Source organism: Lysinibacillus sp. NPDC097162, from assembly GCF_044762185.1.
Lineage (GTDB): Bacteria > Bacillota > Bacilli > Bacillales_A > Planococcaceae > Lysinibacillus.
The window spans coordinates 161,614-185,562 of sequence record NZ_JBIWDT010000006.1 but is presented as its reverse complement, the minus strand read 5'-3'; the positions used below and the strand labels follow the sequence as shown (position 1 = coordinate 185,562).

22 protein-coding genes are annotated in these 23,949 nt (G+C 36.1%); 15 read left to right on the top strand and 7 right to left on the bottom strand.

All coding sequences use genetic code 11. The features are described 5' to 3' along the window. Window positions 1-337: 337 nt before the first annotated feature. The 14 genes from yycF (at window position 338) to ACIQXW_RS20295 (ending at window position 14,554) form a co-directional block, all read left to right on the top strand. Window positions 338-1,051 (top strand): response regulator YycF, encoded by a 714-nt coding sequence (gene yycF / locus ACIQXW_RS20360; protein WP_173479152.1) that lies wholly within the window; start codon window positions 338-340, stop codon window positions 1,049-1,051. A gap of 5 nt (window positions 1,052-1,056) precedes the next feature. Further along, window positions 1,057-2,922, top strand: coding sequence for a cell wall metabolism sensor histidine kinase WalK (gene walK, locus ACIQXW_RS20355; RefSeq protein ID WP_401020913.1), 1,866 nt, complete (start codon window positions 1,057-1,059; stop codon window positions 2,920-2,922). Continuing rightward, complete coding sequence (locus ACIQXW_RS20350) at window positions 2,919-4,235, top strand: YycH family regulatory protein (protein ID WP_401020914.1); 1,317 nt, start codon at window positions 2,919-2,921, stop codon at window positions 4,233-4,235. The genes walK and ACIQXW_RS20350 overlap by 4 nt, the downstream gene beginning before the upstream one ends. Further along, window positions 4,222-5,043 carry a two-component system regulatory protein YycI gene (locus tag ACIQXW_RS20345; protein WP_401020915.1) on the top strand — a complete coding sequence of 274 codons (822 nt, stop codon included), beginning with the start codon at window positions 4,222-4,224 and terminating at the stop codon, window positions 5,041-5,043. The genes ACIQXW_RS20350 and ACIQXW_RS20345 overlap by 14 nt, the downstream gene beginning before the upstream one ends. A 2-nt stretch (window positions 5,044-5,045) precedes the next feature. Next, window positions 5,046-5,834 (top strand): MBL fold metallo-hydrolase, encoded by a 789-nt coding sequence (locus tag ACIQXW_RS20340; protein ID WP_401021127.1) that lies wholly within the window; start codon window positions 5,046-5,048, stop codon window positions 5,832-5,834. 247 nt (window positions 5,835-6,081) lie between these two features. Next, the gene (locus ACIQXW_RS20335) at window positions 6,082-7,392 is read left to right on the top strand and encodes a S1C family serine protease (RefSeq protein ID WP_402765065.1); all 1,311 of its coding nucleotides are present in this window, start codon (window positions 6,082-6,084) and stop codon (window positions 7,390-7,392) included. A gap of 262 nt (window positions 7,393-7,654) precedes the next feature. Then, on the top strand, window positions 7,655-7,819 hold the full coding sequence (locus ACIQXW_RS20330) for a CxxH/CxxC protein (protein WP_340821556.1): 165 nt from the start codon (window positions 7,655-7,657) through the stop codon (window positions 7,817-7,819). A 90-nt stretch (window positions 7,820-7,909) separates the two neighbouring features. Then, the gene (rlmH, locus tag ACIQXW_RS20325; protein ID WP_401012291.1) at window positions 7,910-8,389 is read left to right on the top strand and encodes a 23S rRNA (pseudouridine(1915)-N(3))-methyltransferase RlmH; all 480 of its coding nucleotides are present in this window, start codon (window positions 7,910-7,912) and stop codon (window positions 8,387-8,389) included. Between the two features lie 124 nt (window positions 8,390-8,513). Next, on the top strand, window positions 8,514-8,714 hold the full coding sequence (locus ACIQXW_RS20320) for an IS3 family transposase (protein ID WP_402765127.1): 201 nt from the start codon (window positions 8,514-8,516) through the stop codon (window positions 8,712-8,714). Between the two features lie 405 nt (window positions 8,715-9,119). Further along, window positions 9,120-11,171, top strand: a complete 2,052-nt coding sequence (locus tag ACIQXW_RS20315; protein ID WP_402765060.1) for a GAF domain-containing sensor histidine kinase — start codon at window positions 9,120-9,122, stop codon at window positions 11,169-11,171. Between the two features lie 154 nt (window positions 11,172-11,325). Then, window positions 11,326-11,817 (top strand): LURP-one-related/scramblase family protein, encoded by a 492-nt coding sequence (locus ACIQXW_RS20310; protein WP_139860068.1) that lies wholly within the window; start codon window positions 11,326-11,328, stop codon window positions 11,815-11,817. Between the two features lie 500 nt (window positions 11,818-12,317). Continuing rightward, window positions 12,318-13,100, top strand: coding sequence for a transporter substrate-binding domain-containing protein (locus ACIQXW_RS20305; RefSeq protein WP_402765057.1), 783 nt, complete (start codon window positions 12,318-12,320; stop codon window positions 13,098-13,100). Between the two features lie 32 nt (window positions 13,101-13,132). Further along, window positions 13,133-13,798 carry an amino acid ABC transporter permease gene (locus ACIQXW_RS20300; RefSeq protein WP_401020928.1) on the top strand — a complete coding sequence of 222 codons (666 nt, stop codon included), beginning with the start codon at window positions 13,133-13,135 and terminating at the stop codon, window positions 13,796-13,798. Between the two features lie 12 nt (window positions 13,799-13,810). Continuing rightward, window positions 13,811-14,554 (top strand): amino acid ABC transporter ATP-binding protein, encoded by a 744-nt coding sequence (locus ACIQXW_RS20295; RefSeq protein ID WP_401020931.1) that lies wholly within the window; start codon window positions 13,811-13,813, stop codon window positions 14,552-14,554. 158 nt (window positions 14,555-14,712) lie between these two features. On the opposite strand, the gene ACIQXW_RS20290 is transcribed toward ACIQXW_RS20295, so the two are convergent. The 3 genes from ACIQXW_RS20290 to ACIQXW_RS20280 form a co-directional block, all read right to left on the bottom strand. After that, window positions 14,713-15,561, bottom strand: coding sequence for a 3D domain-containing protein (locus ACIQXW_RS20290; protein ID WP_402765052.1), 849 nt, complete (start codon window positions 15,559-15,561; stop codon window positions 14,713-14,715). 350 nt (window positions 15,562-15,911) lie between these two features. Further along, window positions 15,912-19,940 carry a S8 family serine peptidase gene (locus tag ACIQXW_RS20285; RefSeq protein ID WP_402765049.1) on the bottom strand — a complete coding sequence of 1,343 codons (4,029 nt, stop codon included), beginning with the start codon at window positions 19,938-19,940 and terminating at the stop codon, window positions 15,912-15,914. Window positions 19,941-20,313: 373 nt separating this feature from the next. Beyond that, the gene (locus tag ACIQXW_RS20280) at window positions 20,314-21,234 is read right to left on the bottom strand and encodes a multicopper oxidase family protein (protein ID WP_401020940.1); all 921 of its coding nucleotides are present in this window, start codon (window positions 21,232-21,234) and stop codon (window positions 20,314-20,316) included. A gap of 461 nt (window positions 21,235-21,695) precedes the next feature. On the opposite strand from ACIQXW_RS20280, the gene ACIQXW_RS20275 reads away from it, so the two are divergent. Beyond that, on the top strand, window positions 21,696-21,902 hold the full coding sequence (locus tag ACIQXW_RS20275) for an NINE protein (protein WP_340821586.1): 207 nt from the start codon (window positions 21,696-21,698) through the stop codon (window positions 21,900-21,902). A 182-nt stretch (window positions 21,903-22,084) separates the two neighbouring features. On the opposite strand, the gene ACIQXW_RS20270 is transcribed toward ACIQXW_RS20275, so the two are convergent. The 4 genes from ACIQXW_RS20270 to ACIQXW_RS20255 all read right to left on the bottom strand — a co-directional run bounded on the left by ACIQXW_RS20270 (window position 22,085) and on the right by ACIQXW_RS20255 (window position 23,923). Then, entirely contained in the window at window positions 22,085-22,408 is a 324-nt protein-coding gene (locus ACIQXW_RS20270) for a zinc-ribbon domain-containing protein (RefSeq protein WP_340821587.1), read from the bottom strand. Between the two features lie 233 nt (window positions 22,409-22,641). Beyond that, a complete protein-coding gene (locus ACIQXW_RS20265; RefSeq protein WP_402765045.1) occupies window positions 22,642-22,923 on the bottom strand; it encodes a zinc ribbon domain-containing protein in 282 nt (93 codons plus the stop codon). Between the two features lie 21 nt (window positions 22,924-22,944). Beyond that, on the bottom strand, window positions 22,945-23,307 hold the full coding sequence (locus ACIQXW_RS20260) for a DUF2085 domain-containing protein (protein ID WP_340821590.1): 363 nt from the start codon (window positions 23,305-23,307) through the stop codon (window positions 22,945-22,947). Window positions 23,308-23,608: 301 nt separating this feature from the next. Then, window positions 23,609-23,923 (bottom strand): MazG nucleotide pyrophosphohydrolase domain-containing protein, encoded by a 315-nt coding sequence (locus tag ACIQXW_RS20255; protein ID WP_401020945.1) that lies wholly within the window; start codon window positions 23,921-23,923, stop codon window positions 23,609-23,611. Between the last annotated feature and the right edge of the window lie 26 nt (window positions 23,924-23,949).

Genomic DNA, 23,949 nt, shown 5'->3' with positions numbered 1-23,949 from the left:
GATGCATTGAATTCAGTGGGGATTTAACCCCAAGCTGTATCAAGTTAAAGGCCCTAGCGGATGTCACAGATTTTTATGAGGAGCTTTTTAAGTAGCTTAAATCTGGATACAAATACGCTGAGGCGTAATTGATCTTTTGTAAATGGCAGTCCAAATAGTGGGCTGCCTTTTTGTATAGTAAGCATAAAAGTTAAGTTATTTCCCGAGAAATAATTGTCGAAATAGGGAAACTGGACATGAATAATGCATGGAAGCTAAAAGCATGTTAGAGTTAAGAGTAGTAACTTTACAAATACACATTGTTTAGAATAGATGAATAGCGAAAGGGAGAGAATGTATGAGCAAAACAATTTTAGTTGTTGACGATGAGAAACCAATCGCAGATATTTTACAGTTTAATTTAATTAAAGAAGGCTACAAAGTAATTTGTGCTTATGATGGAGATGAAGCATTAGAAAAGGTTGAGGAAGAGCAACCAGATTTAATGCTATTAGATATAATGCTACCAAAAAGAGATGGTATGGAAGTTTGTAGAGAAATTCGAAAAAAATATGATTTCCCTATTATTATGCTAACAGCTAAAGGTTCAGAGATTGATAAGGTGTTAGGCTTAGAAATGGGCGCGGATGATTATGTAACGAAGCCATTTAGTACGCGTGAACTTATTGCACGTGTAAAGGCTAATATGCGTCGCCTTCAAGTAGTGGCTCCTGCAGCTGAGGAAGAAGAAGAAGCATCAAATGAAATTGTAGTAGGATCTCTTGTTATCCAGCCTGACGCTTATCAAGTGATGAAGCGTGATGAAGCAATTGAGCTAACACATCGAGAGTTTGAATTGCTACATTATTTAGGTAAACATATTGGTCAAGTGATGACTCGTGAGCATCTTTTACAAACAGTATGGGGCTACGATTATTTTGGTGATGTACGTACAGTCGATGTAACGATTCGTCGACTTCGTGAAAAAATAGAGGATAATCCAAGTCATCCGGCATGGATTGTCACTCGACGTGGTGTAGGGTATTATTTACGAAATCCTGAACAGGAGTAAAGGAAATGCAGAAAGTAAGCTTCTTTAAATCAATTCATGTCAAGCTTGTATTAATTTATATTTTGTTGATCATGTTAGCATTACAAATTATAGGCATCTATTTCGCAAAGGAATTAGAGCGGAATTTGAAAAGTAATTTTCAAGAGTCTATTTTTCAGCGTGTAGATTTGATGCAATATAGCATTCGTGAAGAAATTTTGAAAGAACGCGATGAAAGTATGCCTTCACTTGAGGAAAGTCTAAAATCCATCGTAAAGGAATTTTCAACAGGATTGAAGGATGTATCGACAGGTGATATTTTAGAAATTCGCGTAATTGATAGTAGACAGCGTATACTTGCAACTTCAGAAGTAGATAATCAAAGTTTAATTGGACAGCGTTCGAATACAGACCTCGTCCGGCGAGCGATATCAGCAGAAACATTATTTGATATTATAAAACTGGATAATAAAACAAGAAACCGAGTATGGGTGCTAGCAACGCCAATCCGTGATGGAGCAGGCCCTGACGATGAAATTATCGGGGTGCTTTATATTGAAGCAAATATCGAGTCTGTTTTTGAACAGATGAATGATATTAACCGTATTTTCCTAGGTGGTACAGCCGTATCGTTAGTAGTTACTATTTTCTTAGGCATTTTAGTGGCACGTACAATTACGCAACCTATTGCTGATATGCGTAAACAAGCGCAAGCAATGGCGAAAGGAAACTTTTCTCGCAAAGTACGGGTTTACGGAACAGATGAGATTGGGCAGCTTGCCACGACCTTTAACCATCTGACCAATCGTTTGCAAGAGTCTCAATCAACGACAGAGGCAGAACGGCGAAAACTCGATTCTGTTCTTAGTAATATGACCGATGGCGTTATTGCAACAGATCGCAAAGGACGTATTATCCTTATTAATGATCCAGCATTAGAGTTATTGCATATTTCAAGAGATATTACGTTAGGACGTCCTATCGCATCCGTTTTAGGAATTGATCAGGAATATAGCTTTGAAGATTTAATCCATATGAATGATGCAATTAACTTGGATTTTAGTACGTCAGAGGCTCCGTATATTTTACGTGCTAATTTTTCGGTTATTCAAAAAGAAACAGGGTTTATTAATGGTTTAATTACGGTCCTTCATGATATTACAGAGCAGGAAAAGATCGAAATGGAACGTAGAGAGTTTGTATCAAATGTATCACATGAGCTTCGTACACCATTAACAACGATGCATAGTTATTTGGAGGCATTAATGGATGGTGCATGGAAGGATGACAATATTGCACCAACATTTTTAAACGTTACCCAAACGGAGACCGAGCGTATGATTCGTTTAGTGAATGACCTACTTCAATTATCTCGAATGGATAGTAGTAATTATAAATTGAATAAGGACATTGTGTTATTTAATTCATTCTTTAATCGAATTATTGATCGCTTTGAAATGTCTAAATCAGAAAATGTAACATTTGAACGATTACTTCCGGAGACATCGTATTACGTTGAAATTGATACGGATAAGGTGACGCAAGTAATTGACAATGTTATTTCGAATGCCATTAAATATTCTCCAGATGGCGGTAATGTCCGTTTTGGTTTTACTGTACAAGGAAATATGCTCAAGGTAATGATTTCAGACGATGGGATGGGTATTCCAAAAGAAAATGTAGGTCGAATTTTTGATCGTTTTTATAGAGTTGATCGCGCAAGAGCACGCTCTATGGGGGGTACAGGCCTTGGATTAGCCATTGCACGGGAAATGATTGAAGCGCATGGTGGGAAGATTTGGGCTGAGAGTGAAGAAGGATATGGTACAACAGTCTTCTTTACACTACCATTTGAATTAGATGATTTTGACGAGGCAGGTGAGTGGGGATGAAATATATAGAACCGGTAAAATCGATTGTTTTATTTCTACTCGTCATGCTAAGTGTTGTGCTAACCTTCATTATTTGGACCTATACTCCTGATTACAAAGTAATTGAGCAAACAGAGGGCAAGGAAATTTTAATTGGCACACAAAAGAAAGTGGAAGACGTCATAAAGCCGTATAAAGCAATTTATAGCAATGACGATGAATTAACAGGTACAGTATCAAATGGCACAATGAAAGATATTATGAATATCTTTGATGGCTGGAACATTCTTGATCTAGTTCGAGTGAATAATAATATTTCACCAACCTATATCAATGAAATGATACGTACTAATAATCGTATGACTGTGTTTTTCGCTGGAGAAATACCTTTCTCAGAGCTTAATACAATTTTCAATTTTGATGAAAAAGAGTTACCAGAGACAACTTTCAATCGTATTATTATAGATTGGACCAATTACTCGAATAAAGAAGTACAGATGTATTTCGTTAGTAGCTCTAATAAATCACTGTTACGCTCACATGTAAGTATTACAAATGCCAATGAATTTGCTAAAGATATTATTGAACCGTCAAAATTGCAAAGTGCGTATAAAGAAGTAGAGCGTGATGGCTATACTTCCCTTTACGTTCCTAGCGATAAAATTGAGTCTGTAAAATATACGTATTATATGAATGAACTATCACCAGAGCTATTTAAAAATGTCTTATTCTCAGAGCCAAACGTTGTACAACGCAATGTTGAAAGTGCGACATTTGAAAAATATACAGATGGATTGTCTCTTATGACGGTCGACACAAGGGCTAAATCATTAACATATGTATATCCAGCTGCAGAAAGTAGCGAACGAATTGAGCCATCGAAGCTCTTCCAGGATAGCTTTGAATTTATTAATGAACATGGGGGCTTCACAGCGGATTACCGATATGTATCAAGCAATCCGAGTAAAAATCAAATAGATTATCAGCTTTATTTACAAGGGTTCCCTGTCTATAGTGATCAAGCGACAACTCGTATTTCAACGGTATGGGGAGATAACCGCATTTTCCGTTATAAACGTCCTTATTTTTCTTTAGACATATCGGAAAAAGAGATTAAAGAACTGCCATCTGGAGCGGAAATAGTTGAAAAAATTCATAAGCTAAATAATATTGTATTATCAGATATCGATGAAATTGCCGTTGGATATTATTTAACGCAAGATGAAAATCTAAGATTATTTACGTTAGAACCGAGCTGGTTTATTATCCGAAATGGTTCATGGATTTTACTGACACCTGAAATGCTTGGGGGTGTAAAAAATGGATTGGAATAGAACAAAATCCATTTTTATCGTCGTCTTTTTAATTTTAAATATTTTCTTATACTCATTGTATGTGAATCGTTACAATGAGGCACAAAGCGTTGAGGTTCCAGGTGAGAAAACGACAGATGCTCGTTTGAAAGAGGACAATATTACATATGGTGTCCTGCCGAGTGGCGTCGAATCAGCTACGTATATTTCAGGTAAAGTTCATACGTTTACGGCTGCTGATTTTACCGATCCAAATCATCAAGCAAATACTACCGATCCAAAAGAGGCGCGGGTAATTTTACTAAGTCCTGTGAAATTGAGAAATGTGAATGATGATGCAAGCTTCACAGAGTTTGTGCAGACAAATATTAAAGAAGGTGGTTCCTACGGATTATGGAAGGTCAATCGTGATGAACGTATAGCCATCTTCTTTCAAAAAACAAATAATCGAATGCTCTATTACAATAAGAGTGGTCTGTTAAAAATACAATGGAATGCGGACAATGAAGTAACCATGTATGAGCAAACGATGCTTGATAATATTGAGGAAGTGGAGCAACAAGAAAGTGTACTTCCGCCGATTCAGGTGATTCAGGCATTATATGCAAAAGGGCTTTTAAAGCCAGATTCACGTATTGAGCATATGCAGCTAGGCTATTCAACACTTGTTTATTTAACTCAAACACAAGTATTATTGCCAACATGGGAAGTACGCGTAAAATTATCAGACGGTGAAATTGAAGAGTATTTTGTCGATGCTGTGGAAGGTAAGATTATTGAAATACAAGAGGAAAAGCAAGAGGTTGAAGAAGAAGACTGGGGAGTTTAATGATGCGATTTAGTGTTTTAGCAAGTGGCAGTACAGGCAATTCGATTTATGTAGAGAACGATAATCATGCATTTATTGTCGACGCTGGCTTTAGTGGAAAAAAGATGGAGCAGCTCTTTGCAAAAATCGACCGCAATATGAAACAGCTAAGTGGCATTTTAGTTACTCACGAACATAGTGATCATATTAAAGGAATTGGCGTATTAGCGCGTAAATATAATGTACCGATATATGCGAATGCAAAAACGTGGCAGGCAATGGACGGACTCGTAGGAGATATTCCTGTAGAGCAACGTTTTGAGTTTGAAATGGAGACGGTGAAGCATTTTGGCACACTATCAATTGAATCATTTGCCGTTTCCCACGATGCAGCAGATCCGATGTTTTATACATTTCATGAGAATGGTCGTAAACTCGTGATTATTACCGATACAGGCTATGTTAGCGACCGTATGAAGGGTATTATTCGCGGCGCAGATTCCTTTGTGTTCGAAAGTAATCATGATGTCAATATGCTACAAATGGGACGTTATCCTTGGTCCATAAAGCGTCGTATTTTGAGTGATGTAGGACATGTATCAAATGAAGATGCAGCTATTGCGATGAGCGAGGTTGTGTTTGAAAAGCCAACGAATATTTACTTATCACATTTAAGTAAAGATAATAATATGAAAGAGCTTGCGCGCATGAGCGTTTCGCAAACGTTGCAATCTTGTGGGATTATTGCAGGTGAGTATGTCCGTTTATTAGATACGGATGCTGAGGAGCCGACAAAGCTAGTAACGGTTTAAAAATAGGACAAGAGTGAGTATCGAGTTAGCATAAAGGCTATGAGAGATTTCTTGCTTGTTTATCTGCAAAAATAAATAGAGTCTATATAGTTAAAAAGATAAGCTGTTCAATTGCATTTATTATTAATGCATTGAACAGCTATTTTTTATACCCATTTTATTTATTTTTCATGTAATTTTAATGTTTGAATCGTATGATAAAGGCAAGAATTAATAGATAGAGCAGTCGCACGAAAGGATGAGGAACATGAGTTATTTTAATGAAGATGATAAAAACAGTGATTTTCTAAATAATGATGAAATCCAGAAATCACCTCTACAAGAGAGACTTGAACGTGAGGAAAAAGAAATGCAAGAGAAGCGTTCGAAAAAGAAAGGTGGAGGCAACGGAAGCGGTGGCGGTAAAGGGGGCTATTTCTTTAGTGGACTAGTTGGCGTAATCATCGGTGCTTTACTCGTTTGGCTAATGCTTCCTGGACTTGTTAATCAAATGCCGGGGACAACAACAAGTAGTACTGGCAAAAATGATACAACCATCAACCAAGTAGCTACAGAAGTAAAGAACGATGTCATAAGTGCAGTCGATAAAGCATCAGGTGCTGTTGTAGGGATTACCAATATTCAAGAAGTCGCAAGCGGCGGTTTTTGGAATCAGCAAACGACACAAGATACAGAAACAGGAAGTGGCTCAGGTGTTATTTATAAGATAGAGGGTGATAAAGCCTTTATCGTAACAAATAACCACGTAATTGAAGGGGCAAAACAATTAGAAGTAACAATGCAAGATGGCTCAAAAGAAGAGGCACAATTAGTCGGTAGCGATGTTTGGACAGATTTAGCAGTTATTTCAATCAGTTCGAAAAATGTTAAAACAGTTGCGACATTTGGTAACTCAGATGTACTAAAACAAGGGGAAACAGTTATTGCTATCGGGAATCCACTAGGATTAGAATTTTATGGCTCTGTTACAACAGGTGTTGTTTCAGGGAAAGATCGTTCTGTACCAGTTGATTTAAATGGCGACAAAGTAGCAGATTGGCAACAAGAAGTATTGCAAACAGATGCGGCTATTAACCCTGGTAATAGTGGTGGTGCACTAGTGAACATAGCTGGTGAATTAGTAGGCATTAACTCCATGAAAATTGCTGAATCATCTGTTGAAGGTTTAGGCTTCTCGATTCCAATTAACTCAGCAATACCAATTATTGAGGAACTAGAACGCAACGGAGAAATGAAACGTCCAACAATGGGTATTACATTAGTTGATTTAACAGACGTACCAGCATTCTATCAACAACAAACATTAAAACTGCCTAAAGACATCACAACAGGCGTTGTCATTACAGATGTTATGGGCAACTCACCAGCTTCAAAAGCGGGCGTGCAACAATACGATATTATTGTTGAAATGGATGGAGAAAAAATCGAAACATCAATTGATTTACGTAAACACTTGTATAACGATAAAAAAATCGGAGATAAATTAACAATGAAAGTTTATCGCCAAGGTAAATTAGTTGATGTAACATTAACATTAACAAATAGCGATTCATTGTAATGACAGTATCGGTAGTAGATGTATAATCTACTACCGATTTTTTTAAATAAATCAGGATAAAAAGCTCCCTAACGATTAGGAAATAAATTAAATACAGGTGTGGATAACTAGAAATTTGTGAATAACAACTTTACACAGCGAGTAGCGGTATAAAGCCTTCCTTCCCTACTCGCTATTCCTTTGTTACAATAGGTTGTGGATAACATAGACGGAATTGTGAATAAGTTTGTGGAAATTTCGGAAAATAAGGAGAGACTATTAAATGGAAAAATACAGTTGTGAAAAGCATATAGATCACGCTTTAGACATGTTTGTCGCGGAGCAAAAAGTATTCCCAATTATGGATAAAGTAGAAGAGGAAAAAAAGTTATCCACAAAATGTAGTTACTGTGAACAGTCAGCAGAATATATTGTATCAAGTAAATAACTTTACACAATATATAGAAAATGCTTGTGGATATGTTGATAACTTTTGTGGATAATTTGTTTGTAAATGAAATGTAAAGGTGGATAACGTGTGAATATAACAATTGTATCAGTCGGAAAACTTAAAGAAAAGTACTTAAAAATGGGGATCGACGAATACGTAAAACGCCTAGGTGGCTACGCAAAAATGGACGTAATTGAAGTACCTGATGAAAAAGCACCTGAGCAGCTAAGTGATGCAGAAATGGAAATTGTGAAGAAAAAAGAAGGCGAGCGCATCCTTTCCAAACTTAGCCCAGACACATACGTTATTGCCCTTGCGATAAACGGCAAAATGAAATCTTCTGAAGAAATGGCAGCAGATATCGAATCATTAATGACCTATGGAAAAAGTAAAATTGCCTTTGTTATAGGCGGTTCCCTCGGCTTGCACGACGATGTCCTCAAACGAGCTGACGAAAAACAATCATTTGGCAAGATGACATTGCCACACCAGTTGATGAAGCTCGTATTGATTGAACAAATTTACCGAAGCTTTAGAATTATGAAGGGTGAACCGTATCATAAGTAAGTGCGGTTTTTGAAGGGAACTTCTCCTAAGTCAAACGCTATTTATCTGCGTTTTTTGATGTCTTTCATCGAGAAATCGTTGGTTATTCAATTTCTAAAAGTCCGAGCTTAGATTTAATCATACAATATTTGGAAAAGCCATACGATTAAAGCAATTAAATGATTACATTGGATACTATAATAAAAAAAGAATAAAAGAAAAACTGGATGGTTTATGTCCAGTTGAGTATAGAAAAAACTGCCTTCGCTACAATCCATCACCAACTAAAAAAGTATACCTGTTTCCATTTAAGAATTTGTTGGATAGTCCTTTTTCTCAAAACTGAGTTTAAGAATAAAATGGGAATATAGTAGATTTATGAATCAAAATGTTTCTTATATTTTTAAATTTGTCTTGGCGCGAGTGTTAAATATTGCAGCTGAAAGGGAACAAATGACAATAAAAATCATTCGGAGAATGTAGCTATTGAGGGGATAGAGTAATTGAAGGTGACTGGCAATGGAATAATAGCAGGAACTAACAAAAGCGAATTGGAGTTATTAGAAGCCTTATGGTCGTTCCTATCATCGGGTCGAAACAAACTAGCGCTATCACGGTAAACCGTATCATAAGTAATAGAGGTTTTCCATGTATAATAGGATACAGATATAATATAAACTAATTTAGAACTAGACTGTTAGCTAGAAATTATACTTTTACTTTTAGTAGGTTTTGATTGGAGACATTGTGAATGTTAAGTGAACAGACGAGATATTCTAGGCTCGCGAGTATAACCAAAGTAATTAATACAAAGTTAGAACTACGTGAAGTTTTACAGCGTGTAACGCAGGCAATTTCCGAGGAAATCGTGCAATGTAACTCGGTGGGTATTTATTTACCAGAAAAAGATGGAACATTTAGAGGATTTGTGGGAAAGCCAGAAGATATGAATGGCATAACCCTCGATACACAGGTAATTGATGTTGAAACAGACTTACTGGCCAAAGAGGTTATTGAAACTAAAAAAACCATCTATATCTCTGATACCTCAAAGGATAATCGGCCGGACCCGAGATCGGTAGAAGCCTTCAAAATTAAATCCTTATTAGCACTGCCTATTTCATATGAGCAAGAGATATTTGGTTTAGTTTTTTTATTTGATTATGGAACACCGATGAATTTAACAGAATCAGAAATTCAGAGTGTTGAAGCATATGTAAATATGGCTGCAGTTGCAATTCAAAACGCAAATAATTTAAAGCAAAAGGAAAACCTTATTGCAGAAAAACAATTGTTACTCAATGTTACACGTGATTTGTCGATGTGTTCCTCCGTGCAGAAAAGTCTTGATAAATGTTTTTACTACTTAGGAAAGGTTTTAGGTAGCGAAAAAAGTGCAGCCCACCTCCTGGATCCATTGGGAAAAAACACAATGACATTCATGAAATTTAATACAGACTGTGATTGGACAGAAGCCGATTGGATGGAGAATCTAAAAAGCATAGGAATGAACCAAAGCTACGAAGCTATGATTCAACAGATTATTGAAACAAAAAGTATAATTCTCACTCCAAATATAGATAGTATGAGTCTTTTTATGATGCCACTGATTTCAATGGGGGAAGTATTAGGGGTTTTAACAGTTGTCAATTTAGGAGGGGAAACATGTAATTTCCATGAATCTCAAATTCAATTAGCAAAATCGATAGTTGAAGCCACAGCGCCTACAATTTCAAACTTGTTATATATGGACCAACTTGAAAATATGGTAGAAGAGCGAACAAGGGAACTAGCTGCTGCTAATGAAAAGGTTACAAGTGTTATTGAAAGTATAACGGATGGATTCTTTGCATTGAACAAAGAGTGGGAATTTCTTTACATGAATAAACATCAATATTTGCCGCAAAGGAAAACGGCAAAGGATGTATTAGGACAAAATATATGGGGAATTTTCCCGAAATGTGTAGATACGGTCATGTATAAAGAATTTCATCGTGCGATGTCAGAGCGAATAGCAGTACATTTCGAAATGACCTCAGCTTATGGTGATTATTGGTACGAAGCAGTTGCGTACCCATATGATGAGGGAATCTGTTGCCTTTTAAAAAACATAACTGAAAAAAAGAAATATGAGAAGGAATTGAAAAGATTATCAAACCTAGACTTAATAGGTCAGATGGCAGCAGGTATTAGCCATGAGATTAGAAATCCTATGACAACAGTACGAGGATTTTTGCAGCTATTAAAAAAAGAGAGCGAATTCGAAAAACATAATGATTACTTTAATGTCATGATCGAAGAGCTTGACCGTGCTAATTCTATTATTACTGAATTTCTTTCTATAGGTAATACTAAGACATCCGATTTACAGATGTTAGATTTAAATTCTATTATTCGCGATATTACGCCTTTAATAGAGATAGATGCATTTAATCAAAATAAAATTATTCAATTTAATCTGAATGACATTCCAGATTTACTTTTAAATCGTAACGAAATACGACAATTGATAATAAATCTATACCGTAATGGCTTAGAATCAATGAACATAGGTAAGGTTCTATCCATCAGTACCTACAAAGGGGATGGGAATTGTGTAATTCTTGCAGTACAGGATCAAGGAGAAGGTATCAGTCCTGCGATAGTAGAGAAATTGGGTACTCCATTTTACACGACCAAAGATAATGGCACTGGCTTAGGTCTAGGTATCTGCTATGCAATTGCTGCCCGTCATAACGCAAAAATTGAATTTCAAACAGGATCTGAAGGAACTACTTTTTTTATAAAATTTACTTATATATGAAAAGATGAAACGCTTCTTTAGTGTTGTAAGGTATTGACATTTGATGCTCTGAATAAATAAATTTATAAGTCTTTCAATAAACTATTTTGATAATTATTAATAGCTATGATGAAATCTGCGCTATATTGATATGCTATTTCGAAGGAGGTATAGAATGAAGCAACTTTATATAAAGCAAAAGGTATTCAGTCTAAGTGGCAAATTCACAATAAAGGATCAGCAGGAAAAGGATGTTTATTACGTAGAAGGTAGTTTTATGCAAATTCCAAAGACTTTCTCCATTATGAATAAAACAAGAGATGAAGTAGCCCTTATTACGAAAAAGGTGTTCAGCTTTTTACCGAAGTTTTTTATTGAGGTAAATGGTCGAGAGGTGTTAACGATTAAGAAAGAGTTTTCTTTCTTTAAAGCACGCTATACGATTGATGGGGCAGACATGGAGATACACGGTAACTGGTGGGATATGGAGTTTCAGGTCTTACAGCATGGTGAAGTCATCGGTAAAGTGAACAAGGAATGGTTCACTTGGGGAGATAGCTATAAAGTTCAAATATTGGATGAGGAGATGGAGGAAATCATTATTGCATTCGTTGTTGCAATTGATTGTGTGAAGGCTGACGCAGCTGCTTCCTCAGCAGCGACTTAGAAAATTAATAACCTCCATTAAAGGTGCAACGGTGAACCATATCACAAGTAAGTGTGGTTAATTAAGGCAGTATCAATTTTATATTGGTGCTGTTTTTTTTAGTAGACAGTTGTAGAGAAGAAGGTTTAACGATTCAAAGACATATTTGTACCACACCATTTGCTTATAAAATTGTCTTCCATAGTGAGTACTAAAGCATTTGGGCAATTATATAAACAAAGTATTTGAACAGTCAGTTTATATTGATGAGAAATGTTATATTAAATTCACCAATGAATAATCTTTTTTTAACGTCTAAAAAGCATCAATATTTGAGGAGAGAGAACACTTGAAAGAGATGTATATAAATTAAAAATGTTTCAAAAGTGTCGGGTACTATTAACAGTGCTTGACACTTTTTTGTTTTATCAGGAGTGGACAGGGTATTAACTATCATAAGCAAGTTACATAGTAACAGGCATTGTAGGAATAATCGAAAGGGAAAAGGAGTCATAGCCAACATGTTGTTGAATAAAAAGTTACTATTGGTCTTTAGTATAATCGTAGTCTGCTTTTTGTCTGGTTGTACAGAGAAGAAGCAGCTTGAGGATGGTTCTGAACTGATAAATAAAAACCAATTTGTTTTTGCTACTTCTGGTGAATTTAAGCCATTTAGTTATATGAATGACGATCTCACAATGTCGGGCTTTGATATTGAGGTTGGGGAAGCGATTGCAAAGGAAATGGGCCTTGAGCCGGTTCAGAAACGAATCAAGTTCAAAGGGATTGTAGAAGGGGTAAAAACAGGCCGAGCGGATGCAGCGGTTGCGAGCCACACGATTAACCCGCAGCGAAGTAAACATGTTTCTTTCTCTACACCGTATTACTATTCTGGACCGAAAATTTTCACCAGACCTGACAGTAAAATTAAGACTGTCGAAGATTTAAAGGGAAAGGAAGTAGCTGTTGCAAAAGGATCGACATATGCCGATACAGCTTCCGAGTATACAGACAATGTAAAAACATATGACAGCGATATTACAGCTTTAAAGGCGTTGAGCACCGGACGTCACGATGCGGTCATTACAGATTTTGTTACAGGAAAAACAGCTGAAAAAGAAGGATTTAAGATTAAAGGACAGCAATTAATTAATCGCAGTGAACAGGCGATTGTGCTGCCCCAGGATAATCCAAAACTATTGAAGCGAGTAAATGAATCTTTGGAACACCTCCGGGAAAATGGGACACTGACTCAAATCAGTATCAAATATTTTGGTGAGGACATTACCGAAAAACCAGAATAAATCAATGCTATAGAAAGAAAGGAAGTAGTACTTTGCCAAGTTTTTCGCATTTTTTTAACATACTAATGGAAACAAAAGGAATATTTTTCAAAGCAATGCTATTAACATTAGAGCTGACGGTGGTTTCTATCATACTAGGAATTGTCATTGGACTTGTCTTTGCTCTATTAAAAATTTCTAATATCAAAATTTTAAAACTTATTTCAGATATATATGTCTATTTGGTCCGCGGAACACCGCTGATTGTCCAAATATTTATCCTTTACTTCGGAATAAGCGGGATTTTCCTTATTCCTGATTTTTGGGCTGCTTCACTTGCTCTAGCGTTACATAATGGAGCTTATATTTCTGAAATCCTTCGAGGCGCAATTCAGGCAGTCGATAAAGGTCAGGTTGAGGCAGGCCGCTCTTTGGGAATGACAAAGATACTGACATTAAGAAGAATTATTCTTCCACAGGCATTTCGTCGAGCGTTGCCGCCTTTAGGCAATCAATTTATCATCAGTTTAAAAGATTCTTCGTTGGCCGCATTTATCTCCATGAATGAGCTGTTTAATGTGGCGACAACACTAGGATCAAATAATTTTGATGAAATGACCTATTTACTCATCGTAGCAGTCTACTATTTATTACTCGTAGCATTGATGACATTTGTAGTGAACCGAACTGAACTGAAATTAGCAATAAGCGACAGATAGGAGCTGAAAAAAATGGACACCAAGGAAATGATTAAAATAAATCAATTGAATAAATCGTTTGGAGATTTACATGTATTGAAAAATATCGACATGACAGTTTACGAGAGTGATGTTGTTTGTCTAATAGGATCGAGTGGGTCAGGGAAAAGTACCCTCCTTCGCTGTTTGAACTTTTTAGAAAGAAAGGATAACGGCAATATTATAATCGAGGGAAATGAAGTCAATCCACGGACAGATGACCTTAATAAGATTAGAGAAAAGGTAGGTATGGTGTTTCAAAATTTCAACTTATTCCCACACAAAACGGTTTTGGAAAATATTATTGAAGCACCTATTATGGTAAAGGGTGTAGACAAAGAGAAGGCTATCAACAAAGCAAAACTATTACTGAGAAAAGTAGGTTTGGAAGATAAATCGGATGTCTATCCTAGTAAACTATCAGGGGGGCAAAAGCAACGGGTAGCGATTGCTAGAGCACTTGCGATGGAACCAGACATTATGCTTTTTGATGAGCCAACATCGGCACTCGATCCCGAGCTTGTGGGAGAGGTTTTGACAACAATGAAAGACTTGGCTGAAGAAGGAATGACAATGGTTGTTGTAACCCATGAAATGGGATTCGCAAGAGAAGTAGCTGATTGGATTGTGTATATGCACGATGGGAAAATTATTGAACGCGGCACACCTGAACAATTTTTTGACCATCCGAAAGAGGAGAGAACTCGGGAATTTTTAACTGCGACAATGCTTAAATAAAACTATGAGGTCCTGCCTATATGTAAGGCAGGACCTCGTTAGATGGGCTGGGGATATAAGCAAAAAAGAACCTAATCTGGTTCTTTTTTGCTTTAAATAAGGATTCAAGTCACCTTATTGTTCATATATATTAAATCCTAAATATAGGATGGGAATTGTTAGTTTAATATTGTTACCTTTAGTTGTTTTACGCCAAAATCGATTGCATCTTGTTGAGAAGGAAAGAAAACATCAATTCGTTTTCCTTTAATGGCTCCTCCAGTATCTCCTGCAATTGCTTCACCATAGCCTTCTACATAAACTTTACTACCAAGCGGAATAACAGTTGGGTCAACTGAGATGACCTTTGTATTTGGGTTTGTTTTAAGGTTAATTCCTGTAGAAGTAATACCAGAACATCCATCACATGAAGCTGTATAAGCTGAAGCCTCCACTATAATTTCTTTTGAAGTAGAATTACTTGTTGATGGAGCGGTTGCTTCAGGTGTACTCTCCACTGAAGTAGAATTACTTGTTGATGGAGCGGTTGCTTCAGGTGTACTTTCCACTGAAGTAGAATTACTTGATGGAGAGGTTACTGAAGTTGTCGTTTCTTTTGCTTCATGAGTTGCAGGCATTATTGGTTTTTCAGTTACAGCCGTGTTAGTTTCCAAACCAACAAAGATAGATAGATTTAAACCTGGATGAATGAGATCAGTTTGTAATTGGTTCCATTCTTTAATTTGTGAAACGGTTACTTGATGATTTAGAGCTATGTCCCATAATGTATCACCTTGCTTAACGATATATTGTTTTTGCTGTGCAATGGTAAGAACATCCCCAGGGTGAATAAGGTTAGTATTAATATGATTTAACTTTTGGATATTTTCTACAGATGTATTATTTGCACGTGATAAATCCCAAAGGGTATCACCTTTTTGTACTGTAATCGTTGCAGCTTGAGCATTAGCACCTAAAGTTGCAGAGAGCATTGCAACTGGTACAATTGCTATAATTTTTTTAAGCATTCATGTATCCTCCATGTTCGTTCTTAGTTGTCAATATAAAATAATCGTAACATAGTTTTTTCTGAGAAAAAGAACAAGGAGGTGTTAATTTGTTTACGTACATGGCATTTATATTGCAATAATATTTCTAATATTAAACGATACCATCTCCTTGGAAATTTAATGTGAAAACAAGCAGAAGATTTCTTTTTTGAGTTCCTTTATTTGTATAGATCGTGTTTAGTGAGATTAACGAGGAATTATACATTTTGGCGATATAATAAGAGATTAATTGCAAGTCATTACTTTATAATAAATAGCAAAAAGAGAAATTGCGCTGTGCAATTTCTCTTTTTGCTTGAACTGAAATATTATAACTGTACCTCGGTAACTTCATTATTATTTTTATTGCCATTACCATTGCCGTTACCATTACCATTACCATTACCATTACCATTACCATTGCCGTTACCATTACCATTACCATTACCATTACCATTGCCGTTACCGTTACCATTACCATTACCGTTGCCATTACCGTTGCCATTACCATTACCATTACCGTTACCATTACCATTACCATTACCATTGCCATTGCCGTTGCCGTTGCCGTTGCCGTTACCGTTACCGTTGCCATTACCATTGCCGTTACCATTACCATTACCGTTGCCGTTGCCATTGCCATTGCCATTGCCATTACCATTGCCGTTACCATTACCATTACCATTACCATTGCCGTTACCATTACCGTTACCATTACCATTGCCATTGCCGTTGCCATTACCATTGCCAGGCTTTACAACCACCACGTCAAATGTTAGTGTGTGCTCACCATACGTTACCGTAATTGTCGTATTACCTTGACCTTTTCCTTTTACAACCCCTGCTTTTACAGTAGCTATTTTATCATTCGCTACTTCGTAGGTTGCAAGTTTTGTAACATCTTTTTCTGTTGTTTTACCATCAAAAGTAGTTACTTCAGTAATCTTAACTGTAACTTCTTTACCTATTCTAGTTTCAACTTGAGCTTGGTCGATTTCTAGTGTTACTATTGGTTCTTCTATAACAGGTGCTTTAACTGTAACATTTATAGTAACCTTATTATCTCCATATGAAATAGTAATAGTAGTCGTGCCTGCACCTACAGCAGTTACTAATCCATTTACGACTGTTGCAACATTTTCATCTCCAACAACATAAGTAGCTTTTGAAGTTACGTCTTCCTCTGTTACATCACCTTCTGCAGGTGTTGACGTTTCGGTTACCGTAAGTTGTGCAGTTTCTCCAGCTGTTAGGTTCAACTCAGTTGGATTTACAGAAAGTGTTACTTCTGGTTCTACTACATCTTTTTTATATATTATTGCTTCACCAACATTACCGGCAGCGTCATTAATTATTACAGATACAGCATTCGTTTCTGCTGTTACTGGGAATGTGAAGCTACCGTCTTGATTTAATTCAAAAGCAACTGGTGTTTGTACTTCGCCATTTACCGTCGAAATATAAGAAGCTTTTAATTTATCATTTAAATTATAGTTTAAACCGTATAAATATAACTCTTCATTGTAGTCGATATACTTATCTGTTACCTGTCCTGTAGCGACACCTTCAGCTACTGAACCAGTAATTTCGGGTTTAGTCGTTTTAACGATAATTGGTCCAACATAATCGGAAACTACCCCTGATGCTGCGAGACCAGTGAAGTCAATTGTATACAGACCGTCAGGAATCGTTGTTGCAGGTGCTGATCCCCATGGTTTGTACTGCCCGCCAACATTCAGCGTATAAGAGCCTTTTCCTAGCGCAGTCCCTGCATGCAGATAACCAATGTAGCCGTCTCCGTATTCTCCACCTTCAGGGTTCATAATATCCCAAAGCTCGATATAGTTAGTTGTTACATCTCCAGTTAATGTGAATGAAAGTACAGCCGAGTCTTTCACGCCATCTCCATTAAAGGATAGGTCTGTTTCTGTAATCTTATAATCTTTAATTTCAGTTACTGCCGCGCCGCTAAAGTCAGCTGCGAATGGCAAAGAAATTTCTGTAGCTCCATCACTGATGTAAATATACCCTAGTATTTCAGAGCCGTTTGGTGCTGTAGCTTGTGAAGCGGTTAATGTAATATTTAAAACTTGCTCACCAACTAGATTAAATGTCGGTTGATCGACTGTAACAGTTGCATCACCAAATGTTTTTGCCACATCAATAGATACATTGTAATTGCCGCCGTTTCCATTAATATCTTTTACTAAAACTTGTTTTGTTACAGAGATATCCCGATCTTTAAGCGATTGTGGACCGAAAGTGACTGTACCCTTCAAGTTTTCTGCAACTGCACCATTTCCATCTATAATTGCGCTATCAAGTGCATAGGCAAGGATTTCAGGATGAGCTGCTGCATAAGCATTTACACGCCCTGCCCCCTGAGAAAACACATCGTATTTTGTTGTATCTAAAACCTGTGCTGTATTAGAAATTGCCACTTTTACATCGAACGCGTTCCAATCAGGATTTGCTTGTTTAACTAATGCAACAATACCCGCAATATGCGGTGTTGCCATAGAAGTTCCTGTTTTACGAGCATATGCTTCCGCATAATCAGCATCAGGAAAATCTTTTTTATACATTGGAATTGATGACATAATGTTTGTTCCAGGTGCACTTACATCTGGTTTAATATCAAAGTTTGGTGTAGATGGTCCACGTGAACTTGAAGTGTTTACATCATCCCCAAGTGTCTTTGTGGAAGCAAATTTACTAAAGCTTACTTTTCCAGTTCCGCCTGCTAATGCAGCGCGAATTGCATCGCCATCTGTTTGGGACATATCAAATGTCGGCAGAAACTCAAATGAATCACCAAGGAATGTGCCTGAAATGTTCGGTGCATTCGTTCCACCAGCGAAGTTATGAATAATTGTTGCGATTGCTCCATTTGCCTTTGCATTCGCAATTTTATCAACGAATGCGATACCGCCACGAGCAATCAATGCCACTTTACCCTCTACATTAATTCCTTCAAAATCTTTTATTTCCCCGTTTCCAGGAACAGCAACTAGATCAAATTCTCCTTGAAGCTGGGTTGATAAATTTTTTCCAAAAGTCGTCCCCATTAATGGAAGCTGCTTTGTTAAGTTGTAGTTGCCAACTGCAACATTCACTTCCCCGTTATACATTGTTTCAGGATATGATGTGTTACCAACAGCAATTCCTAAACGAGCGGTTGCAGGCGTGCCCATTGTTCCGCGATTTGGACCAGAGTTCCCTGTTGCTATTACGCCAATTGTTCCAGCCATCATTGCATTATTAATAGCGAATGAACCAGCATCCGTTTCAGAGTTAGCTCCACCGCCAAGTGAAAGGTTGATAATGTCCATTTTTTCTATTACAGCAGTTTCAATTGCTTTAACGATACCGGATGTAGCGCCACTTCCGTATGCCCCAAGAACACGATAAGCATAAAGGTCTACTTTTGGAGCAATTCCTTTAATACCGAATTCGTTAGCGCCGATTGCCGCAATTGTTCCTGCAACATGTGTACCGTGGGAAGTATAGAACGAGCTTCCCTTTTCATTAAATTCAGGTGTCCCCGCTGGACGCTCCGAAGGCAAAGTTTCCGATGCATCGTCATCTGCACGAGGTTTCGTGTAAGTTGATGAATTTGGAATGAAATTTTTTCCGCCCTTGTAAACACCAGCAAACTCAGGGTGATCTGCATCAATACCAGTATCTAATACTGCTACTTTTATTCCTTGTCCTTCTAAACCTTCCTGCCAAAGCTGTTCAATGCCAAGGAAAGAATTACTTGTATTCATTTGAGCTTCTAATTGATCTTCTTTAGTAAGTTCCGATGATTTCATCGAATTATCTTCGGATGCATAAACAATTGCATCAGGTTCGATTAATGTAATTCCTTCTACTGTAAGCAGTTTCGGAAGATCATTTGCTTTCACAGTTGCCGCAAAACCATTTAAAACAGTATCAAAAGTGAATCCTTGAGTCATCTGTACTTTCTTAATAGATAACTCTTTTTTAACTTTTGTTTGTTGTGCTTTTACATTTGAGCGAACCTCATTTGCCCGGGCATTTGAGAATCTTTGACCTTTGACTTGGCTCATTCCTTGCTCTAGTGCTACAGGCAATTCTGATAAATGAATAATGACCGCAACATCTTGATTACCTGATACATTTTGTAAGCTTTCGTGAAGAGTTGGACCATCTTTAGACAAGCTTTGCTGTTCAGCGATAGCCGCCTTTAGTTGAATAATACTTTCACTTTGGCTATCTTGCTTGAATGGTTTCGACTCTTCAGCACGAGCACTCGATAATGGAACAAATAGAGAAAGCACCATAACGAAAGCTAGAATACTACTTAGAAACTTCGTAAACTTAAACTTTTTCAAATCACATTTCCCCCTTCAGCTTTTATTGTCACACTTTTCAGTTTAGTGTGATATTTCCAATTTATCATAAAGGGAGTAATTAGAATATCTGGATATTAAAATATTGATAATTAGTATTAGTTTATTAATTACAAATTAAATCTATATTCCTGGTAATTTAATGAAAAAGTAGGACTTTCGAGTGCGAAATGACATACTATAAGTCATTAATTTTTTCATTGCACCTTATCAAGACAGTAGTTGTAGATACATCAGTGGAAAATAAAAATAGCTGGCGTTTATTTAAAAATAACGCCAGCTATCTTATATAGTAGAAACAAAATATCCAATCAATTGATTTTTATAAAAATACTTATTTTCCATGAATTTCATACTAAAAAGAAGGTGAATTATTCATTTCTTCATATTTAACTGTAGTAAACATACCACCTAAGCCAACTACACCGTTGTTTGTAACGTGATGAGGCATGTGGCAGTGCATTGGCCAAATACCTGGGTTATTCGCTTGGAAGCTAATATCCCAAGTTTCACCAGATGCGACGAGTATAGTGTTTTTATAAATTTGTGTATGAGGGACAATTGGAAAACCATCAGCACCAACTACTTTAAACTGATGTCCATGTAAATGGATGGGGTGGTGGTTCATTTGAATATTACCAAATCGTACTTTAACCGTATCTCCGTATTTTACTAGTAAAGGTTCAGTTAATGGGTAGCAACGGCCGTTGATTGTAAAAAAATTAAAATCAGGTTTAATAAATGTTAAATCATACGTACCTTTTGTTAGATCGCCCCATGGTAAAGCATTTATTGCCCATTCTTGAAGTAAACATAGGTAATCTTTATGGTTTGGTATGTTTACCTCTGACGGATTTTCAACAATAAAGCCACCTAATAACCCCGCATTGTCTTGTATAGAAACATCAACATGGGAATGATACATATACGTGCCTGGGGGATTGACTATTGTAAAATGATAATCAAAATAATATCCAGGTTCTATAAATGGGGAGGGCTCAATGGGGGGGACACCATCCATAGAATTGGGTACGATTAATCCATGCCAATGTACGCTTGTATGGACAGGTAATTGATTAATGACCCTAATACATACTTTATCTCCAGGAAAAACTCGAATTGTTGGTCCTGGTGTAGAGCCGTTATATCCCCATGCTTTGATAAAGATACCATCTACCAATTCCCACGTTATTTCCTCAGCAACTAAAGTAAAAAACTTTACCCCACTTTTTTGAAGTACGTAAGGTAGATCCTCAATACCCGGTGTGATAACCATGATAAAACCCCCTATAAATTCACTTCTTAAAAAAATATATGTTTCGAAGGGGGACTTATTCTTTGGTAACGTAATACAAATCTATTCATATATATAATTACTACACTAGAAGAAAGAAAAACATTATTTACAAAGATAGTGGAAGTAGCTTTAGATTTAGTATAAGTAATGAGCACGATTATGAGTTATGAATTATAGAAAGCACATAGACTTTATATTAAAGACGTATTAAGGAAACTAAATGTACTGGATGCTTCTTTCTTTAATTCTAAAAAAGGGACAATACGATTTAGGTGGTTTTGATAATTTTATATATAATCAAATGTCCGTTTTATAGGAAGTAAAATATCAATAATGTAGTTTTATACAAAAGGAAATAAATGTTGTAAAATACTTTATTTGTAATATATAATTATTGAGTGATCTAATAAAGTATTTATAAATTTATCGGAGGTATTTACATGTCGGACAAAAATTTCGTAGCAACATTATTACTTTGTTTCTTTTTAGGAGGTCTAGGAATTCACCGTTTTTATGTTGGTAAAATCGGTACAGGTATTTTAATGATTTTCACATTAGGTGGGTTCGGAATTTGGACAATAGTTGATTTAGTTATGATTATCGTTGGTAAATTTACTGATAAAGATGGTCATTTAATAAAATCGTAATTGATCTTAATAAGCAAAATTATTGAAATAAAAAAACGATAGGCTCATACATATTATTTTTTAAGCTTGTTGCTTTTATTTATAGCAATACGATAAAAAGAAGGGGGACTTTTCTAAATGTCTACCCTTCTTTATTGTTTATGATGAAGTGAATGGAAACCAAAGCACTTTAGTCATATTGATTAGTAATAATAGCTATCATCCATCATTTCTGTTGCAATCCCAATTACAAATGTAATAATTGCGAAAATAATTGAAATAGCTAAACCAAACAAAGCAAATATTAAAGCAGACTTTGCAGCTTTTGGTTGAGTGTCTTTCCATACAAAATAGATGATAATGCCAAGCAGAGGGAAACAGCATAAGCTGAGTACATTAACCCAAATATTTGGTTTATCATTTTTAGCTACAGTTATTTGGTTATTAAATTTTAATACGTTGACACCACAATGTATACAAATTTCGGCATTCTCGTTAATGGTAGAACCACAATTAGGACAATACATAATAAAACCCCCTACATAATAAAAATTTCCCTTTTATCATCTTGTTCACCGTGCTGTTTGTTTAGCAATTAGTAAAAGCGTCCGTAGTTAAACCTTAATTATCGGATTACTATTTATACTAGAGCCACATGTGACAGAAGATTTATGACGTAAGGACGTACGCCACATTTAGGGCGAATTTTTACTAAATCAGAAATATGTTCAATTCACAATACATTATGTAATCCTTCGTTTTAGTAACTTGATAATCCAATAATGAACATTGCAATATAGAATAATACGATAATTGCTATGTTAATAAAGAAGAACATTAAAGCTGATTTAGCCGCAACTGGCTTTTCGTTTTTCCAAACAAAGAACATAATTAATCCAACAAGTGGCACACAGCAAAGTGTAATTATGTTAACGCCCCAGTTTGGTTTGTCTGCACCACCTGCATTTTTTACGCGGACACCACAGTGGATACAAATTTCTGCATGTTCAGAAATATGTTCGCCACAGTTTTTACAATACATAATAGTACCTCCAATATTTTGTTATAGATTTCTCCCAACATATTGACCAAATAAAAAAAATTGGTAACCAATAATGTAGAAAATATAAATAATACCGATTCCACCAGTTAATCCAGTAAGGAACCGTCTACTATTATTACTTGTCCATTTACCAAATAATTGACCTGTACCGTCTATAGCCATTGGTAAAATTAATAAAGCTATAATCCATAAATCAAATATGCCTAAAAGTATGACTAATATTATGGATAAAAGATAACCTACTGCCATACCAGTGCATCTGGCACATAGAGGGAATTTCTTCCCTTTATAATGGAATGAACGGTCCGGTCTTTGATGGCAAAAGAAAAAAACTCGCAATACAAAATTAAAAGTATTTGCCAAATTTGTAAACTCCCTTTGTTATTCTAGCGTATAGTATAACATAAATAGATTTTTTGGAATATACTTCATAATTTAGATTTTAATATAAAAATTCAATAAATAGCGATAGTATGAGATTTTAGCTGCTTTTGAGTAATGTGCAGAAGTGCATACAATAGGGGGCTTATAGAACTTTTTTGAGCTAGATGATTTACATTTGGGTGCCTTGTAACTTGTTACGGAATAACTGAGGATTATGAGAAAAAACCCCTAATTCGTTAATATGACAACGAATTAGGGGGGATGTTTAAAACTTTTAATATTATTGATATCTTTTTATTAGTTTATCTTTATGGCTTATCATAATTTCAGTTAAATCAATTTCGTACTTATCAGCTAAAATAAATAAATTATCAAGAACATCGCCTAGTTCTTCTTTTAAATTCTCAATTTGTTGTTCTTTTGGTAGAGCTTTTTCATCTGGACGATCACGCCCAATTTCAATTGTTCGTATGGCCTTTGAAACTTCACCAACCTCTTCCGTTAAGAAATTGACACGAATAAAAGGGTTTAAGTCGTACCAGCCTCGCTTTTTGTAAAATTCAGTTATCCACTTTTGATATTCAAAAATATTCAATGAAAATCACTCCTTATACTTCTATA

What these genes read in the sequence shown, in the direction of transcription:
- ACIQXW_RS20290 (WP_402765052.1), bottom strand. Translation starts at nt 15,561, where the DNA reads ATGCTTAAAAAAATTATAGCAATTGTACCAGTTGCAATGCTCTCTGCA.
- ACIQXW_RS20295 (WP_401020931.1), top strand. Translation starts at nt 13,811, where the DNA reads ATGGACACCAAGGAAATGATTAAAATAAATCAATTGAATAAATCGTTT.
- walK (WP_401020913.1), top strand. Translation starts at nt 1,057, where the DNA reads ATGCAGAAAGTAAGCTTCTTTAAATCAATTCATGTCAAGCTTGTATTA.
- ACIQXW_RS20280 (WP_401020940.1), bottom strand. Translation starts at nt 21,234, where the DNA reads ATGGTTATCACACCGGGTATTGAGGATCTACCTTACGTACTTCAAAAA.
- ACIQXW_RS20275 (WP_340821586.1), top strand. Translation starts at nt 21,696, where the DNA reads ATGTCGGACAAAAATTTCGTAGCAACATTATTACTTTGTTTCTTTTTA.
- ACIQXW_RS20305 (WP_402765057.1), top strand. Translation starts at nt 12,318, where the DNA reads ATGTTGTTGAATAAAAAGTTACTATTGGTCTTTAGTATAATCGTAGTC.
- ACIQXW_RS20345 (WP_401020915.1), top strand. Translation starts at nt 4,222, where the DNA reads ATGGATTGGAATAGAACAAAATCCATTTTTATCGTCGTCTTTTTAATT.
- ACIQXW_RS20335 (WP_402765065.1), top strand. Translation starts at nt 6,082, where the DNA reads ATGAGTTATTTTAATGAAGATGATAAAAACAGTGATTTTCTAAATAAT.
- ACIQXW_RS20270 (WP_340821587.1), bottom strand. Translation starts at nt 22,408, where the DNA reads ATGTATTGTCCTAATTGTGGTTCTACCATTAACGAGAATGCCGAAATT.
- ACIQXW_RS20265 (WP_402765045.1), bottom strand. Translation starts at nt 22,923, where the DNA reads ATGTATTGTAAAAACTGTGGCGAACATATTTCTGAACATGCAGAAATT.
- ACIQXW_RS20350 (WP_401020914.1), top strand. Translation starts at nt 2,919, where the DNA reads ATGAAATATATAGAACCGGTAAAATCGATTGTTTTATTTCTACTCGTC.
- ACIQXW_RS20340 (WP_401021127.1), top strand. Translation starts at nt 5,046, where the DNA reads ATGCGATTTAGTGTTTTAGCAAGTGGCAGTACAGGCAATTCGATTTAT.
- yycF (WP_173479152.1), top strand. Translation starts at nt 338, where the DNA reads ATGAGCAAAACAATTTTAGTTGTTGACGATGAGAAACCAATCGCAGAT.
- ACIQXW_RS20315 (WP_402765060.1), top strand. Translation starts at nt 9,120, where the DNA reads ATGTTAAGTGAACAGACGAGATATTCTAGGCTCGCGAGTATAACCAAA.
- ACIQXW_RS20310 (WP_139860068.1), top strand. Translation starts at nt 11,326, where the DNA reads ATGAAGCAACTTTATATAAAGCAAAAGGTATTCAGTCTAAGTGGCAAA.
- ACIQXW_RS20330 (WP_340821556.1), top strand. Translation starts at nt 7,655, where the DNA reads ATGGAAAAATACAGTTGTGAAAAGCATATAGATCACGCTTTAGACATG.